Below are 16,843 nucleotides of genomic sequence, written 5' to 3' on the forward strand. Positions count from 1 at the left end.
CCGGCCGCAGGGGCTCGTCGAGCGGGCGGTGGGTCATGGTCTGCCTCCGGTGCCGACCCGCGTCATGATCTCGCACAGCGCCCGGTCGTCGAAGATGCGTGCGGTGGGGATCCGCACGGTGGTCCGGTTCCGGCCGGTGACGGGGTGTCCGGCGAGGTTGGTCCAGTAGCAGCAGTGTCTGAGGTCGAGGCGGTCGTGGCTGGCGCGCAGCCAGTCGTCCTGGGACCGGGGCACGAGCATCACCACGAGGATCTTGTGCACCGAGACGGGGGTGCGGGCGAGCTTCGCCAGGTGCGCGTTGTCGAGCGTGAAGGAGAAGGTGCGGCCCGGGGGGTTCGGGGCGACCTGGTAGGTCGCCTTGAGCTGCACCTTGATGGTGACCTCGTCGTCGACGGTGTGCCCGGGCGCGCTGTGGCTGACGTGCCAGTCGATGCCGTTGTCGGGGAAGGGCTGGGAGAGCGAGCAGCCCGCGGCGGCGGCGACGGCGTGCAGATAGGCCACCTGCAGGGTCTCCATGCAGGCGGTCGCCGCGAGGGAACCGCGAAGGAGGCCCGCGCGGTCGGGCAGCAGCCCGCCCCGTTCGGGCTGCGCTATCGCCATGGCCGACAGCCTCCCGGGCAAGGTGTTTTGTGGACCGGGCCGCTGAACTGCGCTGACCCGTACTCCTGTTGTCTCCGGGCGGCGTACGGCGCAAACAGTGCGGGTATCACCAGACCGGCAGAAGACGGAACGTCAGCTGCCACGGCTGGACGAGGAGTTGTTGGGTATGACGTGCTGGTACGAGGGCCCCTTGGCGGCATTCGACACGGAGACTACGGGTGTGGACGTCGAGACCGACCGGATCGTGTCGGCCGCCCTCGTCGTCCAGGACGCCCCGGGCACCCGGCCGCGGGTGAGCCGCTGGCTGGTGAACCCGGGCGTGCCGGTGCCCGCCGAGGCGACGGCGGTGCACGGGCTGACGGAGGATCACCTGGCGCGCAACGGCCGCTGGCCGGCGCCGGTGATGCAGGAGATAGCCATGGGGCTGGCGGAGCAGGCCGGCCGCGGGCGTCCGCTGGTCGTGATGAACGCGCCGTTCGATCTGACGCTGCTGGACCGTGAGCTGCGCCGGCACCGGGCGTCGTCACTGGCGCGCTGGTTCGAGTCCACGCCGCTGCTGGTGCTGGACCCGCGGGTGCTGGACAAGCATCTGGACCGCTATCGCAAGGGCCGCCGCACGCTGAGCGACCTGTGCGAGCAGTACGGGGTGGCGCTGGACGGCGCTCACGACGCGGCGGCGGACGCGCAGGCGGCGCTGGAGGTGGTCCGGGCGGTCGGGCGGCGTTTCGCGTCCCGGCTGGAGCGCCTCTCCCCCGCCGAGCTGCACACGTTGCAGGCGGTGTGGCACGCGGCGCAGGCGCGGGGCCTGCAGGCGTGGTTCGCGCGCAGCGGTGTGGAGGAGGCGGTGGATCCGGCGTGGCCGCTGCGTCCGGACCTGCCGGCGGCGGCCGCGTAGGAAGCAGGACGTGAGGCCCGTGGCCTGAGGCGATGCACAAAAAGACCGGTCCGCGCTGGCGGACCGGTCTTTCCCGGTGGGCGATACTGGGTTCGAACCAGTGACCTCTTCGGTGTGAACGAAGCGCTCTCCCACTGAGCTAATCGCCCGGGAACGCACTGAACAATACAGGTCCCCGCAGCTTTCCTTCAAACCGCTCGCAGGTGGGCCGCCAGTCCCCGCCGCCCGGCGCGCATCATCAGCCGGTGGTTGGCGCGGAAGAGCGGCCGTCCCGGCACGGCGAGCCGCCGCAGCAGCGGCTTGCGCACGTCGACCTCCTGCTCGTAGCGCGCGAGGCTGCCGGTGCCGTGGGCGGTGACGGTCCAGCGCGACCAGCCGTCGACGTCGCCGGTGAGCGCGGCCTCCAGGACGCCTGCCGCGGGGTCGCGGCGCACTTCCCGGGCGGTGAAGGCCATGTCGTACGGCAGCAGGGAGCGGATGCGGATCGCTCCGGTGTGCTCGTCCAGCCGGGTCACCTCACGTACCTGCGGCCACCAGCGGGGGTAGTCCTCGACCCGTTCGAGCGCGGTGTACACGGCGGCGGGCGGGGCGGGCAGCGGCCACAGGCTGCGGAAGCGGTGGTGCGTCCAGTCCATGGGCGGAGTCTGTCCTGATCACGGCTCGGTATCCGTGACTGAGTACGTTCTGAGTACGCGCGCTCATGCTCGCGGGCGTGACGGCCGCCACACTCGCGGTCATGACGCACATTCCGTCCCCCGCCGAGGAGTTGCGGCTCGTCGACGCCGAGCTGTACCGACTGGACGCCCGCCGGGCCCAGTTGCTGGCGCGTCGCGGCTGGCTGCTCTCGCAGCTGAAGCCGGTGCGGCCGCTGCCGGCCGCCGTCCCGCCCCGTCCCGAGGCCACCGGGCCCGGGGTGCAGAACGTTCTGCTGGTGCTGGGCGGTGTGCTGCTGACCCTCGCCGCGGCGGCGTTCACGCTGGTCAGCTGGGGCCATCTGGGGATCACCGGGCGGGCCGTGGTGCTGGGCGCGGTCACGGGGGCGGCGCTGGCGGTGCCGGTGCCGCTGCTGAAGCGGGGCCTGCGCTCGACGGCCGAGTCGGTGGCGGGCCTGGGCCTGGCGCTGACGGTGCTGGACGCGTACGCGCTGTACGCCGCGGCCCTCACGGAGGCGGACGCCACGGGGTACGCGGCGGGCGCCACGGCGGTGCTGGCGGTGGTGTGGGCGGCGTACGGTCTGCTGCTCCCCCGCGTGACGGGCCGGCCGCTGCTGCTGCCCGTTCCGGCCGCCGTCGGGGTGGCCCAGCTCCCGATGGTCCTGCTGGCTGTCGCGGTGGGCGCGGACGCGTCCGGGATCGCCGCGGCGCTGCTGGTGACGGCGGCGGCGGACACGGCGCTGGCGCTGCGGGCGGTGTCCGGGCCGGCTCGGATCGCCGCCGTCGCGGGTGCGTACGGTCTGGGCGGCTGGGGCGCGCTGACGGCCGGCGGACTGGTGTGGACGGCGGCCGGTCCGGGCGCCGCCGCGCCTGCGGCCGGGCTTCTGCTGCTGGCCACGGGGATCGCGCTGGCCGGGGCCTGGGCCCCGCACACGGGGACGGCGCGGGGCAACGCCACCGTGGCGGGTCTGCTCGCGGTGGCGGCGCTCGGCGCGGTGCCGCGGCCGGTGGTTTCCGACGGCTGGGTGGTGCCGGTGCATCTCGCGTGGGGCATCGCCCTGCTGGCCCCGCTGGGCGTCGCCCGGATCCCCGAGGCGGTGCGCCGGGGGCTCGGCCGGGCCTCGGGTGTGGTGCAGGCGCTGGCCGTGGTGGCGGCGCTGCCGGCCGTGGCCGTGGCGCTGCTCGGGCCGCTCGGCGCGCCGCTGCGCGTCTGGTCGGGGGTGCCCGGGGACGCGCGGGCGGCGGTGACGGCGGATCTGCCGTGGCCGCCCGCGAGCGGTACGGCTGCGCTGGTGCTGGCCGCGGTCGCCGCGGTGCTGGTGTCCGCGGTCCGGGAGCCCCTGTGGCGACAGCGGGCCCTCGACACGGCGACGGTTCTGGTGTGGGCGGCGGTGCTGGTCCTGCCGCCGGTGCTGCGGCTGCCGTACGCCGCCGCACTGGCGGTCCTGGTGCTGACGGCGGCGGCGCTGGCGGCCTGGAAGCGGCCGCTGCCGATGGTCCTCGCCCTGGTCACGTCGGTCGTCGCCGGTCTGCTCTCGCTGGCCACCGAACCGGCCACGCTGACGGTGTTCGCCCTGTTCACGGCCGTGTTCGCGGTGGGCGCCCGCCGTCCGCTGCCCGTGGCGGCGACCGCGGCGTACGCCACCGCCCTGCTCTGCGCGACGGGTGCCGCGCTGGACTGGCAGCCGTCGCACCTCGCGCCGCTGGTGCTGCTGGTGCCGGTGGCGGCGGCGCTGTGGGCGGCGCGCACCGCGGGCGCGACCCGGGTGACCGCGGAGGTCTCCGGCGGCGTCGCGGCCCTGGTCGCGGTCGGTCTGGCGGTGCCGGACGCGCCGGTGCTGGCGCTGGTGCTGGCCCTGACCGGGGTGATCGTCGCGGGTACGGCCGTACGACCGGACCGGCGTCCGGCCGGGCGGGTGGCCGCGGCGCTGTTCGTGCTGGCCGCGTGGGTGCGGCTGGCCGCCTGGGAGGTGAGCGTCCCGGAGGCGTACGCGCTGCCGGTGGCCGTTCCCGCCCTGGTGGTGGGTGTGCTGCGGCGGCGCCGTGACCCGCGGACGTCGTCCTGGACCGCGTACGGTCCCGCACTCGCCGCCGGCCTGCTGCCGAGCCTGGTCGCGGCCTGGGGTGACGCGCACTGGCAGCGCCCCCTGCTGCTGGGCGCGGGGGCGCTGCTGGTCACGCTGTCCGGCGCCCGTCATCACCTTCGGGCGCCGCTGCTCCTGGGCGGCTCGGTGCTCGCCCTGGTGGCCCTGCACGAGCTGGCCCCGTATCTGGTGCAGGTGGCGGGGGCACTCCCCCGCTGGGCGCCTCCCGCGCTCGCCGGACTGCTGCTGCTCGCCCTCGGGGCGACGTACGAGCAGCGGTTGCGGGATGTCCGGCGGGTACGGGAGACGCTGGGGCGGATGAACTAGGTGTGCTGTCCCGGGACGTTGGTGCCACACGTTCTGGGCGCTTGAAGAGGTGAGGGCCTTCTGGTTTCGGTGTGGATCGCGACATCTACGACCGGTGTTCAGGAGGCCCTCGTGTTCCACCGCGACGCCCCCACGCCGAGGGTTCGGCCGTGAAGCCCCACCACGAGCTGGATGGTGCTCACCGCTCGACGGGTGGGCTCACCGAAATGGCGCTCGCGAAGTCGGTGAGCGTGAGCGTGGCTTGAATACCGGGGCCGGACGCGAAGTGGATCACCTGGCGTACGCGCGCGATGCGGCCCTCATCGTCGATCCAGACCTCGGCGTCGATTGCGGTGGCGGGGTCCAGATTGCGCGCGGCGGTCTTGTCGACCGATTCGATGTCTTCTGGGGTGAGACGGGCCGCCACACGCACGGGTTCGCTCCCGCGGTGCACGGTGGCGCTGTGAGCGAGCATGAGGTGCACGTACTGCGGGAGCCGGTCCACGGGTAGGCCACCCTTGGCTACCGACGCAGGAAATTCCTGCCACTGACCCTGGGTTCCGCTGGCGCGCCGGTACACCTTCTGCTGGGTGATCACGACGTCTTCGGTGTACTGCTCGGTCGTGTCCTTCATGCGCCCGGTCAAAGGCGCGTTGAGGTTGACACGTCCTTCCATGAGTTGCAGTCGTCTGAGCCCGGACTGCGTGACGGCTCTGAGTGCGGCCGAGTAGGGGGCGTCGTCGGCTGCGGCGAGCCGGTCGCGGACCATCTGCCGGCCGGTTGTCGGTCGCGCGGGCGCGCCCGAGGCGCATGCCGAAAGCATCAGTCCCGCGAGCGCCACAAGCAGGGTCGCCGTCCGGTGGTGAAGCATGAGTGAGTCCTCTGATTACCGGGGCCCGGAGGAATGACCCCTGAGGCCACGGGTGGATGGTGGGCTCATCCTTCCGGCCGCAGGGCGTGGGTGGCATACGGGGGGAGGCGGTGTGATCGAGCATGCGCTGGACGGTTATCGAATCGAGCTCGTTGGGCGTACAACCCTTTCGGCCGGCACCGACACCGGACGTACGCGCCCTCCGTGCTGAAGTCGGCGAGCGGTGCCGCACGGCGCTGGACGTTCTTCGTCCAATGGGGCACGCGGCGCACACTCGATGCCACCCTGCCGACCAACGAGACCGGCTGGAAGTACTGGGAGACTTCCTCATGACCTCACTCCCCGTCAGGGCCTGCCTGACTGCTCTCGCCGTCGCGTCATCGGCTGTCCTGCTCGCCTCCTGCACCTCCGAAAGCGGCGACACCGTCGGCGCGACACCCTCGTCCGCGACCACGTCGGCGACATCGTCCACCGGACCCCCCGGTGCGTCGGAGAAGAAGCTCACCGAGCAGGCCGAGGCGGCACTGGCCGGCTTTCACCACGGAACCCCGGTCGAGTCCGGCGTGGAGCGCGTGAGCGAGGGCATCCACACGGAACCGACCCTGACCAAGGGCGAGGCGTAGCGCATCGACATCGCCTGCGCCGGCACGGGAAGCGCCCAGCTGCGGTTCACCCCGGCGACCGCGGGCGAGAAGGCCACCGTGCCCTGTGACAGCACCGTCGTCCAGCGACGCATCACCCCGGACAAGCCCGTCCGGATCGACATCGACGGCCAAGCCGGAGCCACCGGCATGATCGCCTGGCAGATCGACAAGATCTAGCCCTCGAGGGCGACGGTGCATCGGTATGAGCAGCAGGGCCCCAGCACAGCTGTGTGCTGGGGCCCTTGCCGCGGACCAGGGACCGTGGTGCCGACCACACACGGGGCCGCTCGACGGACCCTGGCCCGGTCTTCCGGCCGGGTCGGCTACGAGGGCATCCTGTCGCCGAGGAGGGCCAGGTTCTCGATGGCGGCGAGGCCGTACAGCGCGGTGTCGTTGGTGGACACCCAGGTGGCTTCGCTGCCCTCGACGAGAGCCATGGGCCCGGAGACCTTCTCGGTCCTCCAGGGCGCGGACTCCTTGTAGCCGTCGGAGTTGTAGAACTTGTCCCAGGCCCGCTTGGCGAGCTTCGCGTCACCGGTCTTGACGGCGGCGTAGGCGTCGAGGCGGGAGTGGCCCTGGAAGAGGATCAGGCTGCCGAAGTTGGAGCCGTAGCGGGCGGCCTGTTCGGCCTTGGTGGCGTTGAAGTAGCGGCAGTAGTCGAAGTAGGCCTCGTTGAACTCCGGCATGTCGACGAGGTCGATGAGTTCGGCGCACAGCTCGCCCAGGCCGAAGACGGCGGAGAGGTGCGAGACCCCGACGACGGGCTTGTCGGCGATGGCGAACCGGCCGGTGTCCAGGTCGTACAGCCCGGTGCCCTGGACGAAACCGTTGGGCTGGGCGGCTATGGTCTCCATGGTGGACAGCACGCGCGCCCTGGCCTTCTCCCACTTGGGGCCCTTGCGCTCCCACTCGGTGAGCCACGCCGAGACCAGGCCGCTCCAGTCGGTGCCGAAGCCGATCGACAGGGCGTGCCGGTCGGGGGTGTACGGCTCGGTGCGGATCTTGCGGATGGGGTCGAGGACGAGGAAGGTCTCGTCGGAGTCGACGTTGGCGTGCATGAGGTCGCCGACGCGTTCGTCCGCGGTGAGGAAGTAGTAGTAGCGGCGGTAGGTGGTGTTGGCGATGCGCTGCTGCTTGGCGCTGTCGGCGTAGTGCTGGACGCCGTGCCGGGTGCCGAGGCCGGCCCACTTGCCGAGGTGGTAGACGTCGACCTCACCGGTGTGCCGGGTCATGGCCTCGGCGAAGCGGAAGATGTCGGCGCGGCCGCTTCTGAGATACGCGTACCAGAGCCACAGGTCGGGCGACAGCTCGGAGTTGTCCCAGGCGTAGCCGCCGACGTCGTAGCGCCACTGGTGCCGCACCGTGTCGTAGGTGTGCATGATGTCGCCGTAGTCCCAGAAGCCGTACCACCGGCGCATCTCCACCTGGTCCTTGTAGTAGGTGAAGAGGAAGTCGAGGTGGTCCTCGATCTTGGCCTTGGCGGGGGTGGAGCGGTCGGGTTCGGCGTACAGGCCCTTGCCGAAGACGCCCGCCTCGATGAGCTGCCTGGGCGGTGCGGCGAGCTGGGGCAGGACGCGGACGGCGTCGATCTGCTCGGCGAGTGTGTCGGCGCTCGGGGTGGACTCGTTGGCCCAGAAGAGGAGTTCGGAGGTCCGGGCGATGCCGTAGGGGGTGCCGAACTCGGGCTCGTAGTCCTCGTAGGTGATGTTGAGGCCTTCGAGCTGCTCCGGGTAGGTGTCCTGGCCCAGTCCGTCGTGGTAGAAGCGCAGGTCCATGGGCTGCGCCTCGGGCGACCAGAGCCAGATGGTGACCTGGGCCTCGTCGGTGTGGGCGTCGCGGATGTCGAGCTGGGCGGGGAACTTCTCCCAGAAGTCGCGCAGGCCGAACGAGAAGCCGCCGCTCGCGCCGCCGACGTAGCCGAAGCCGGAGGCGCGCCGGCCGCCGCCCGCGGCGATCCAGCCGTGCCCCTTCTTGGTGCGCTTGCGCACGGTGAAGCCGTCGGCGGAGAGCTGGGAGAGGGTGTAGTCGCCCCACTCGGGGATGTACTGGAGTCGCGTGGTGACCCGCTGGTCCCAGGTCGACGGGTCGGGCAGCTTCCTGCCCTCGTACTGCGCGGCCTGCACCGCCTGGCCGGGGTCGCGGCGCAGTCCGGTGATGCCCTTGACGGCCTCGCGGAGCATGCCGGTGCCCTCGCCGCCGAGGCGGATGTGGCGGTCGTAGGACTGGTCGCGCATCGGCACGGTGAAGCGGACGCCGATGCCGCGGATGAAGTCACCGCTCGCCTTGCCGGGCTCCTGGGTGCCGTCGTAGGTGATGGTGTGCACCATGCGGAAGGAGTCGGCGCCCGCGTAGAAGTAGAGGCGGATGGAGAACGGCAGCCAGCCGCGGTCGCCCTTGCGGTGCTTGCCGTCGATGCGGACGACGGCGCGGACCGGGCCCTCCTGCTCGACCTTCACCTCGGAGATGGCGCTGTCGAAGCGCTCGTACTTGACCGTGCCCTGGTCGCCGTCCTCGATCTCCGGCTGGCGCAGCAGCACGAGGCGGCCGTTCTTCGCGATCTCGGTGTTGCCGCGGGTGACCGACTTGACCAGGGTGGACCCGGACTTGCCGATCTTGGCGGAGATGACGCCGGTGGAGACGTCGATGGTGCCGCCGCTCTGGTCGACGGTCACCTTCTTCGCGGGGGCCGCGGGCTGCCCGGCACTCAGGGTGAGCCTGCCGCTGCCGGAGCTGACGGCGTGCGCGGTCCACTTCAGGGAGCCGTCGGGCCAGTAGGCGATCGGCCAGGACTGGACGGGAACCGCGGTGCCGTTCTCGTCGGTGAGGGCGAAGGTCTGGTCCTCCTGGTGGGCGCCCTTGGGCCAGGGCACGCCGAGGGTGGAGCCCGGCGCGGCGCCGAGGCCGCCGTCCTCCAGCCAGTCCAGGACGACCGGTTCCGCGTCGGCGGTCTCGGCTGTGGGCGCGGCCTCGGCGTTCCGCGCCCCGAGCGCCCAGCTGAACTGGGCGGCGGCGCCGGCGACGGCGGCCGCCTTGAGGAGGGACCTGCGGGGGATCGGGGACATGGCCTTTCCTTTCCGTACGGGTACGGGTTGCCAAGGGCATGACAGAGGGAGGTACGGCGCCCGGGGCGCCGCCCTTGAACAGGGGAGGTGGGCACACCGCGGGTCAGCGGTGCCGGTACCGCTCCTCCACGGCGACGGCGGCCGCCGCGACGGCCCCGAGGACGGGAACCGCCAGCGGCGGGCTGAACCAGCCCGAGCAGGCCACCACGGCGACCCCGGCGACCAGCAGGAACGACCCGGCGGGATCCAGGACCGTACGGCGGCCGGCCGCCCTGAGCAGCGAGCGCCAGGCCGCACCCGGCGTCCAGGTCGCCGCCGCCCGCAGCCCGGCGACGGCGGCGGCGATGAGCGCGAGCAGGCCGACCGCTCCGACCAGCGGTCCGCCGGGAAGCCCCGCCCGCGCGGCCTGGACGTCCACCCACACGGCGGCGGCCGCGGCCCAGCCGGCCAGCCCGACGAACCAGCCGCCGCGCAGGGCCGCCCGGAAGTCCGCCAGGAACTCCCGCCAGCCGCCCGCCACATGGGCCGTACGGCGCCGCAGATGCCGGGCGCCCGCGGCGAACGCGGCGGGGTAGGTGACGAGCCCGAGGCAGGCCACGGCGATCCACACGCCGGTGAGCAGGCACTCGGCGAAGACGCTGAACCGTTCGCCGAGGACCGGTTCCCTGCGCGGGGAACGGGCTTTCGCGCTTGCCTGCGCCATGGTGATCGCCTCAGCCCTTCAGTCCGGAGGTGGCCATGCCGTCGATGAGGTAGCGCTGGAAGGCCATGAAGAAGGCGATGACCGGGACGAGCGCCACCAGCGACATCGCGATCATGCTGCCGTAGTTGGAGATGCCCTCCTGGTCGCGGAACATCATCAGGCCGAGCGAGACGGTGTACTTCTCGGGGGTGTTGAGGTAGATCAACGGCCCCATGAAGTCGTTCCAGGCATTGATGAAGGTGAAGATGGCGCTGGTGATGATGGCGGGGCGGCTCAGCGGCAGCACGATGGCCCAGTAGGTCCGGAAGTGCCCGCAGCCGTCGAGCTTGGCGGCCTCGTCCAGCTCACGCGGCAGCCCGCGCATGAACTGCACCATCAGGAAGACGAAGAACGCCTCCGTGGCCAGGAACTTGCCCGCGACGAGCGGCACCAGGGTGTCGGTGAGCTCCAGGTTCCGGAAGAGCACGTACTGCGGGATGAGGAGCACGTGGTACGGCAGCAGCAGGGTGCCGATCATCAGCGTGAACAGCAGGTTCCGCCCGGCGAACCGGATCTTGGCGAAGGCGTAGGCGGTCAGCGAGCTGGACAGCACGACTCCGGCGACGGCGAGGACCGCGTACATCAGCGAGTTCCAGAAGAAGCTGCTGATGGAGATGCCGGAGATGCCGTCGGCGAGCCCGGAGAAGTTCGACCAGACCGGCTCGGTGGGCAGCAGGTCGAGGCTGGCGATGATGTCCTTGCTCGGCTTGAACGAGGCGCCGACCACCCAGATCACGGGGTACAGGACCACCGCGAGGACGAGGAGCGCGCCCACGTGCCAGGCGATCGATCCGGTGCGCCGTCGCTCGGTGGCGCCGCGCACGGCAGTTGGGGTGGCAGTGGTCACTTGGCGGCCTCCTCGTAGTGCACCCACTTCTTCTGCGACCAGAACAGGACCGCCGTGACGAGCGCCACCGCGATCACCAGCGTCCAGGCCATGGCGGAGGCGAAGCCCATCTGGGCCTCCTTGAAGCCCTTCTGGTAGAGGTAACAGGTGTAGACGAGCGTGGCGTCGGCCGGCCCGCACCTGGTGTCGGAGACGACGTACGCGGAGCCGAACACCTGGAACGCGTGGATGGACTCCAGCAGCACGTTGAAGAACAGCACCGGCGAGATCATCGGCAGCGTGATGTTCCAGAACCGCCGCAGCGGGCCCGCCCCGTCCACCTCGGCGGCTTCGTACAGCTCCTGCGGGACCTGCTTGAGGCCGGCCAGGAAGATGACCATGGGTGCGCCGAACTGCCAGATGCTCAGGGCCACCAGGGCGTACAGGACGTAGTCCGGGTTGCCGATCCAGCCTCCGACGTCGAACCCGAAGACCTTCTGGGTACGGTCCACGACCGCGTCGTCCGAGAACAGCGCCCGCCACACGAAGCCCACGGAGACGCTGGCGCCGATCAGCGACGGCATGTAGAACGCGGCCCGGTACAGACCCTGTCCGCGCCGCTTCTGCGCGAGCAGCAGCGCGACACCGAGCGCGAGCAGCAGCTTCAGCGGCGTGGCCACGACGACGTACTTCAGCGTCACCTCGACCGACTTCTGCCAGCGCGGGTCCTGGAACATCGTCGTGAAGTTGTCCAGCCCCACCCACTTCGGTGGCGTGAACAGGTTGTAGCTGGTGAACGCGTAGTACAGCGACGCGATCATCGGCCCTGCCGTGAGCAGCAGGAATCCCGCGATCCACGGCGACATGAAGAGATAGCCGGCGAGGTTCTCGCGGCGCCGCCCGCGCCGCCCCGCGGCGGGAGGGGCGGACCGCTTCCCGGCCGGGCGCACGGGCGCTTCCTTGACGAGCGTCATGGTGGTACGTCCCCTCAGCCCGCGAACGCGGCCTTGGCCTCGCTGAACAGCGCCTTGGCGGCGTCGGCCGGCTTCGTCTTGCCCTGGGCGACCTCACCGCCGAGCCGCAGGAACGCCGCCTCGATGACATCGGCGCCGGACGGGTGCGGGGTGATCTTCCCGAGCACACCGGCCGCGGCGACCTCCTCCTCGTAGGCCTTGACGCCCTTGTTGGTCTCGTCGGCGGGCGCGAACGCCTCGTACTGCTCGGTCGTGGCGAGGATGCCGCGGTCGTAGCCCATGATCTTGCCGACCTCGGGGTCGTGCACCATGAAGTCGATGAACTGGGCGACCTCCTTGGGGTGCTCGGTCCCGGAGAAGGCGCTGAGCATCAGCGAGCCGAGGTACTGGCCGGTGTCCTTGCCGTTCGTGGTGGGGATCGGCGCGAGCCCGTAGTCCGACTCGCCCTCGCCCTCGTAGCGGATGGAGAAGTTGTCCCAGGTGAACTCGGAGGCGGCGAGACCGGCCGAGAGACCGGACTTGGGCGCGACCTGCTCGATCTTCTTGGGGTCGGCGACGAGCCCGGAGCGCACGCGCTTGTAGCCGTCCTCCCACCACTGCGTCAGGTCGTCCTCGGTGAAGCCGAGATCGGTCTCGGTGAAGAAGGCCTTGCCGTTCTGGCGCAGGTACAGGTCGTAGAGGTACATGATGCCGAAGTAGCCGGTGTCACCGGCGATCTTCAGCTTGTCCTGGATCGTCTGCAGCGCGTCGAAGTACTCGTCCCAGGTCCAGCCGAACTTCGGCTCCACGCCCGCCTTCTTGAAGGCCTTGCGGTCGATGACGAGCGCCATGGTGTTGGCGCCGACGGGGATGCCGATCTGCTTGCCGTCGACCTGACCGTTCGCCAGCACGCCGTTGCGGAAGTTCTCCAGGTTCAGATGGCCCGCGTCCGCCTGCGACTTGAGGTCCATGAGAACACCGCGCTTGTCGTACTTTCGCAGGAAGCCGACCGCATTCTGGAAAACGTCCGGCGGATTCCCGCCGGAGGCCTGGGTCTGGAACTTCTCCCAGAAGGCCGCGTAGTCGGTGAATTCCGGCTTGATCTTGATCTTCGGGTACTTCTTCTCGAAGAGCGCGATGGACTTCTTGATGGCGATGGTGCGCGGCTCGCCACCCCACCACGCGTAACGGAGTGTCACCGTCCCGTCGGCCGACGCACCTCCGCCGCCACCGCAGCCGGTCGTCGCGGCCAGCCCGAGAGTGGCCGCCGAGGCTCCCGCCACCTTGAGGATCGTGCGCCTCTCCACACTTCTGCCTGCCACCGTCAGACCCCTCCCCGCGGCGTCCTTGCCGCTTGCATGAATCGTTTCAAGTAAGCGCTTGCTGGCACAAGGTACGAAGGGGTTCGGGGTGCGTCAATGATTCGGACAGGAATTTCTTGCGGGCCAAGACGGCGAACCGGCGGACCGCGACCTGCTCAGCGGACGACAACCGGAGCGATTGCGCAGGTGGGGGCGGCACGGTCGACCAGTCGAACACGATGCGGCCCGCCGTAAGGAGTGGCCGTCCGGCCGAAAATCGTCGAATGGCCCAGACGTGACGCGCAGCGCGGGAGTGACCGCCGGCGGGACGAGGAGGGTCGACGGCGCCCGGAACGGTGGCGGCCCGCCCGTCCGTCCTCCGACAGCCGCGCGCGGCCCCGGCCAGGGGGCAGCCGGACGCCACCCGCACAGCTGCCGCGTACGCGGACGGACGCCACCTGCCCCGGACGGGCACACACGACGACGGCCCGTCCGCGTTGTCGCAGACGGGCCGTGATCCCGGGTGGGCGATACTGGGTTCGAACCAGTGACCTCTTCGGTGTGAACGAAGCGCTCTCCCACTGAGCTAATCGCCCGGGCGCAGGAAGAACATTACCCCATGTCAGGGGGTGCGTGTGACCGCCCTCGGCGGCCTGCCCGCGCCCTCGCCGCGGATCACTGATCCTTGATCTTCCACGGCATGACGAGGCCGAACTTCCACAGGTAGATCCCGGCCAGCACTCCCACGATCACCAGGCCGAGCACGGTCAGGATGATGTTGCGCCGCCGCACCTTGGGGTCCAGGGCGCGCTGTGCGGCCTCGGTGACCTTGCGCTTGGTCCAGCGCAGTACCAGCTGGGCCCACACGAACTCGGTCGCCCAGATCGCCATACCGCCGAAGATCACCACCCAGCCCGGCCCGGGCAGGGGCAGCATGATGATGCCGGTCACCACGACGGCCAGGCCGACGACGAAGACGCCGACCTGCCAGCTCACATGGAGCACCCGCCGCGCCTTGATGAACTCCGGCGCCCGGGATCCGAGCCCCGGCTCGTCCTCCCGCTCGCTGTGCACCCCGTTCGCCCTCGTCTCGTCGGCAGCCACGGCGACCTCGCCAGGCTCGTTACTCCCCGTATTCATACGGCCAAACCCTACCGGACCGAAACCAGTCACCGGAACGGGCGCACCGGACGAACACGCTCTCGGCCGGAAGAGTTACGGAAACCCACGCAAAACGCTCAGAGGGGTTTACAACGGCACCGTAGGTGGCATGTCGATTTCGCCGACGTGCGAATCCCCGAGCGCACACTGAGCGAAAGGCCCTGGCGCTTATGAACACCACGGTCAGCTGCGAGCTGCACCTGCGCCTCGTTGTGTCGAGCGAGTCCTCCCTGCCGGTTCCGGCAGGCCTGCGGTACGACACGGCCGACCCCTACGCCGTGCACGCCACCTTCCACACCGGAGCCGAGGAGACCGTCGAGTGGGTGTTCGCCCGCGACCTCCTCGCCGAGGGTCTTCACCGGCCCACCGGTACCGGCGACGTCCGCGTCTGGCCGTCGCGCAGCCACGGTCAGGGCGTGGTGTGCATCGCCCTGAGCTCCCCGGAGGGAGAAGCACTGCTCGAGGCCCCGGCGCGGGCCCTGGAATCGTTCCTCAAGCGAACGGACGCCGCCGTGCCCCCGGGCACGGAGCACCGGCACTTCGACCTGGATCAGGAGCTGTCGCACATCCTGGCGGAGAGCTGAGCGAACCCCACAAGCCGCCCGGCGCCGTCCACTCGGGGAGACGGCTCGGGCCAGGACAACCGCATACGGCACACCACGGCGCCGTCCCCGCACGCACCCCGCGGGGCGGCGCCGATGCGCGCGCACGGGCAGCCGGGGACGCCTGGGCCGGGGAGCCGGGCCGCTGCCGCGCACGCAGACGTCATCGACTGTGTCGACTCCGCCGACAGTGACGCTGTGTGACAGGTGAGGTCCGGCGTCACACAGAAGGTGAGAGGGTCCGCACAGACAGCGACGCGCGGCTGGGTCGCGCGGCGGGCGAGGCACCGTGGCGGCCCCAGGCGGTTGAACCCCGCGGACCCCGGCCATGCCCCCCAGCCGGTCTCTGGCCCGTGTCCGGCCCGGAATCCTGCCCTGGGCCTGAAAATCCCTTCCCGGCGGCAACACCGCAGGCCGGAGCCCCGTTCCGGAGGCAGCCAAGGGTACGAGCGGGCCGTTTGTCTTTGGGGAACCATTACCATCGGCCAGCATCGGCGGGCGTCCGCCCGACCCCCCAGGCCAGGGAGCGAAACGTGCTGATCACCCACGACATCCGGTGCGCGCTCGACACCGTGGTCGATCTGGTGAACACCGCACCGGAGGACGACACGTCACCGGACGGGCTGCCGGATGTCGCGGCGCTCGGCGAGTTCGTACGCACGCACAAGATCAGCGATGTCGGTGTGCTGTCGGAGTTCGATCTCTCCGCGGTGCGCAAGGTCCGCGGCCGGTTCGCCGGGATCTTCGCGGCTCCCGACGCCCGTGCCGCTGCCGGCATGATCAACGAGCTGGTGGCCGCCGCGGGCACCACACCCCGCCTCACCGACCACGACGGCTACGACTGGCACGTCCACTACTTCGCGCCCGGAGCCTCCGTCGCCGACCACCTGGCGGCCGACTGCGGTATGGCGCTGGCCTTCTTCGTGGTGGCCGGGGAGCAGGAGCGGCTGCGGCGCTGTGAGGCACCCGACTGCCGCCGCGCCTTCGTCGACCTGTCCCGCAACCGGTCCCGGCGCTACTGCGACAGCCGCACCTGCGGGAACCGCCTGCACGTGGCCGCCTATCGCGCCCGGCGCAAGGAGGCGGCCGGCTGACGGCCGGGCCGGACAGCGATGCCGTCGCGGGCCCCGGCGGGTGACGCCGGGGACCACGGGTACGGCTCACAGCAACAGCAGATCGTGCAGCGCAGCCGCGAGCAGCAGACACCCGATCACCGCAAGGAAGATCATCAGCGGTGGCTGGGAAAGGGCGAAGAGGCACCCGCGCGGCTCGTCCTGACGCGGCGCGGCATCGCTCTGTGTCGTATCCAGCATCTCGCGGGCGATGATGGCGCAATCCACACCCTTGACACGCCCGGGCCACCCGCCGAACGGGGGACGTCGTCCCGAACACGTGGTCCCGCGGGGCGGCACTCACTACGCTTCGCGCGCACCGCTCCCCGGGAGAGCCCTCGAGGCGTTCCGGACGACCGGGCCGGGCTTCATATGCCGTGCTTCTTGAGGATGGCCTCGATGTCGCTGAAGTCCTCCGCGGCGTCGGTCCGGGAGGCCGGGCCCGGCCGGGCCGCCGGCCGGGAGGCCTGCCCCAGGGAGGGCGCCGAGGCCTGCGGGGCCACCGTGTCGGGCTGCGCGCCCGCGGCGGCCGCCCTGCGGTCCCGTCGGCTGCCACGCCGGCGCTCCACGGCCCTCGTGCCGATGAACAGCAGCCATGCGCCGCCGAGCACTCCGAAGCCCGCCCAGGCGGTGGGGCTGAAGGCGGTGTCGGCCGCCCACTCGACCGCTCCGGTCATCACCAGGCCGATGGGGACGAGGGCGTAGGCGGCGATCCGGGCGGCCATGAGGAAACGCCTGCGGTACGCCGTGACCGCCGCGATGCCCAGGCCCGCCGCGGAGACGGCGGAGCAGACGGTCTCGGCAATCATCCGGTCCTCCAGCATGGGCTCGGTCCGTCGGGGCGCTTCGTCCCCTTCCATCCTGCACCGCCCGAGCCCCGCCCGGCCATGCTCCGCCCCCGACATCAGGGACATCTCCGGGTCGCCTCCTCCCAGAGGGCCCACGGACGCTACGACTCGGGGACGGATCAGGGGCGGCGGTCACGGCCGTACGTCTGCCGGGGCGGCTCGGGCCGGGTCGGTGGGTGGAGT

The 16,843-nt window shown here is 71.1% G+C and carries 16 protein-coding genes and 2 tRNA genes; 5 read left to right on the top strand and 13 right to left on the bottom strand.

What is annotated here, in order from left to right:
* Positions 1-33: 33 nt before the first annotated feature.
* Complete coding sequence (locus CCN42_RS05790; protein WP_086733442.1) at positions 34-600, bottom strand: DUF4365 domain-containing protein; 567 nt, start codon at positions 598-600, stop codon at positions 34-36.
* A gap of 166 nt (positions 601-766) precedes the next feature.
* Between CCN42_RS05790 and CCN42_RS05795 the strand changes: the two genes are divergently transcribed.
* Positions 767-1,495: a 3'-5' exonuclease gene (locus CCN42_RS05795; RefSeq protein ID WP_086170704.1), complete on the top strand. Its 729-nt coding sequence runs from the start codon at positions 767-769 to the stop codon at positions 1,493-1,495.
* A 77-nt stretch (positions 1,496-1,572) separates the two neighbouring features.
* On the opposite strand, the gene CCN42_RS05800 is transcribed toward CCN42_RS05795, so the two are convergent.
* A tRNA-Val gene (locus CCN42_RS05800) sits at positions 1,573-1,644 on the bottom strand.
* A 39-nt stretch (positions 1,645-1,683) separates the two neighbouring features.
* Complete coding sequence (locus CCN42_RS05805) at positions 1,684-2,130, bottom strand: SRPBCC family protein (protein WP_086733444.1); 447 nt, start codon at positions 2,128-2,130, stop codon at positions 1,684-1,686.
* Positions 2,131-2,231: 101 nt separating this feature from the next.
* On the opposite strand from CCN42_RS05805, the gene CCN42_RS05810 reads away from it, so the two are divergent.
* Positions 2,232-4,559 (top strand): SCO7613 C-terminal domain-containing membrane protein, encoded by a 2,328-nt coding sequence (locus CCN42_RS05810; RefSeq protein ID WP_086733463.1) that lies wholly within the window; start codon positions 2,232-2,234, stop codon positions 4,557-4,559.
* A 178-nt stretch (positions 4,560-4,737) separates the two neighbouring features.
* Here the strand turns inward: CCN42_RS05810 and CCN42_RS05815 are convergent, their stop codons facing one another.
* Entirely contained in the window at positions 4,738-5,409 is a 672-nt protein-coding gene (locus CCN42_RS05815) for a hypothetical protein (protein ID WP_086733446.1), read from the bottom strand.
* 329 nt (positions 5,410-5,738) lie between these two features.
* On the opposite strand from CCN42_RS05815, the gene CCN42_RS44190 reads away from it, so the two are divergent.
* On the top strand, positions 5,739-6,032 hold the full coding sequence (locus CCN42_RS44190; protein ID WP_245877165.1) for a hypothetical protein: 294 nt from the start codon (positions 5,739-5,741) through the stop codon (positions 6,030-6,032).
* Positions 6,033-6,376: 344 nt separating this feature from the next.
* Here the strand turns inward: CCN42_RS44190 and CCN42_RS05825 are convergent, their stop codons facing one another.
* From CCN42_RS05825 to CCN42_RS05855, 7 genes are all read right to left on the bottom strand, one after another.
* Entirely contained in the window at positions 6,377-9,115 is a 2,739-nt protein-coding gene (locus CCN42_RS05825) for an exo-rhamnogalacturonan lyase family protein (protein WP_086733448.1), read from the bottom strand.
* 103 nt (positions 9,116-9,218) lie between these two features.
* The gene (locus tag CCN42_RS05830; protein WP_169731411.1) at positions 9,219-9,818 is read right to left on the bottom strand and encodes a hypothetical protein; all 600 of its coding nucleotides are present in this window, start codon (positions 9,816-9,818) and stop codon (positions 9,219-9,221) included.
* Between the two features lie 10 nt (positions 9,819-9,828).
* On the bottom strand, positions 9,829-10,704 hold the full coding sequence (locus CCN42_RS05835) for a carbohydrate ABC transporter permease (RefSeq protein ID WP_086733452.1): 876 nt from the start codon (positions 10,702-10,704) through the stop codon (positions 9,829-9,831).
* Positions 10,701-11,657 (bottom strand): carbohydrate ABC transporter permease, encoded by a 957-nt coding sequence (locus CCN42_RS05840; RefSeq protein WP_086170699.1) that lies wholly within the window; start codon positions 11,655-11,657, stop codon positions 10,701-10,703. Before CCN42_RS05840 ends, CCN42_RS05835 begins: the two co-directional genes overlap by 4 nt.
* A gap of 14 nt (positions 11,658-11,671) precedes the next feature.
* Entirely contained in the window at positions 11,672-12,958 is a 1,287-nt protein-coding gene (locus CCN42_RS05845; protein ID WP_086733454.1) for an ABC transporter substrate-binding protein, read from the bottom strand.
* 503 nt (positions 12,959-13,461) lie between these two features.
* Positions 13,462-13,533, bottom strand: a tRNA-Val gene (locus CCN42_RS05850).
* 79 nt (positions 13,534-13,612) lie between these two features.
* Positions 13,613-14,077 carry a TIGR02611 family protein gene (locus CCN42_RS05855; protein ID WP_086733456.1) on the bottom strand — a complete coding sequence of 155 codons (465 nt, stop codon included), beginning with the start codon at positions 14,075-14,077 and terminating at the stop codon, positions 13,613-13,615.
* 191 nt (positions 14,078-14,268) lie between these two features.
* On the opposite strand from CCN42_RS05855, the gene CCN42_RS05860 reads away from it, so the two are divergent.
* A complete protein-coding gene (locus tag CCN42_RS05860; RefSeq protein WP_004002642.1) occupies positions 14,269-14,682 on the top strand; it encodes an SsgA family sporulation/cell division regulator in 414 nt (137 codons plus the stop codon).
* Between the two features lie 551 nt (positions 14,683-15,233).
* Positions 15,234-15,794, top strand: a complete 561-nt coding sequence (locus tag CCN42_RS05865; RefSeq protein ID WP_086733458.1) for a CGNR zinc finger domain-containing protein — start codon at positions 15,234-15,236, stop codon at positions 15,792-15,794.
* Between the two features lie 66 nt (positions 15,795-15,860).
* Here CCN42_RS05865 and CCN42_RS43180 read toward each other — a convergent pair whose 3' ends face one another.
* Entirely contained in the window at positions 15,861-16,013 is a 153-nt protein-coding gene (locus tag CCN42_RS43180; RefSeq protein WP_169731412.1) for a hypothetical protein, read from the bottom strand.
* Between the two features lie 167 nt (positions 16,014-16,180).
* Positions 16,181-16,621: a hypothetical protein gene (locus CCN42_RS05875; RefSeq protein WP_086733465.1), complete on the bottom strand. Its 441-nt coding sequence runs from the start codon at positions 16,619-16,621 to the stop codon at positions 16,181-16,183.
* Between the last annotated feature and the right edge of the window lie 222 nt (positions 16,622-16,843).

It is taken from the genome of Streptomyces glaucescens (genome assembly GCF_002154375.1).
Lineage (GTDB): Bacteria > Actinomycetota > Actinomycetes > Streptomycetales > Streptomycetaceae > Streptomyces > Streptomyces glaucescens.

Bases quoted from the DNA above. Each gene is read 5' to 3' on its own strand.
- CCN42_RS05795 (WP_086170704.1), top strand. From the start codon at position 767: ATGACGTGCTGGTACGAGGGCCCCTTGGCGGCATTCGACACGGAGACT.
- CCN42_RS05840 (WP_086170699.1), bottom strand. From the start codon at position 11,657: ATGACGCTCGTCAAGGAAGCGCCCGTGCGCCCGGCCGGGAAGCGGTCC.
- CCN42_RS05805 (WP_086733444.1), bottom strand. From the start codon at position 2,130: ATGGACTGGACGCACCACCGCTTCCGCAGCCTGTGGCCGCTGCCCGCC.
- CCN42_RS05825 (WP_086733448.1), bottom strand. From the start codon at position 9,115: ATGTCCCCGATCCCCCGCAGGTCCCTCCTCAAGGCGGCCGCCGTCGCC.
- CCN42_RS05815 (WP_086733446.1), bottom strand. From the start codon at position 5,409: ATGCTTCACCACCGGACGGCGACCCTGCTTGTGGCGCTCGCGGGACTG.
- CCN42_RS05830 (WP_169731411.1), bottom strand. From the start codon at position 9,818: ATGGCGCAGGCAAGCGCGAAAGCCCGTTCCCCGCGCAGGGAACCGGTC.
- CCN42_RS05790 (WP_086733442.1), bottom strand. From the start codon at position 600: ATGGCGATAGCGCAGCCCGAACGGGGCGGGCTGCTGCCCGACCGCGCG.
- CCN42_RS44190 (WP_245877165.1), top strand. From the start codon at position 5,739: ATGACCTCACTCCCCGTCAGGGCCTGCCTGACTGCTCTCGCCGTCGCG.
- CCN42_RS43180 (WP_169731412.1), bottom strand. From the start codon at position 16,013: ATGCTGGATACGACACAGAGCGATGCCGCGCCGCGTCAGGACGAGCCG.
- CCN42_RS05810 (WP_086733463.1), top strand. From the start codon at position 2,232: ATGACGCACATTCCGTCCCCCGCCGAGGAGTTGCGGCTCGTCGACGCC.
- CCN42_RS05860 (WP_004002642.1), top strand. From the start codon at position 14,269: ATGAACACCACGGTCAGCTGCGAGCTGCACCTGCGCCTCGTTGTGTCG.
- CCN42_RS05875 (WP_086733465.1), bottom strand. From the start codon at position 16,621: ATGATTGCCGAGACCGTCTGCTCCGCCGTCTCCGCGGCGGGCCTGGGC.
- CCN42_RS05855 (WP_086733456.1), bottom strand. From the start codon at position 14,077: ATGAATACGGGGAGTAACGAGCCTGGCGAGGTCGCCGTGGCTGCCGAC.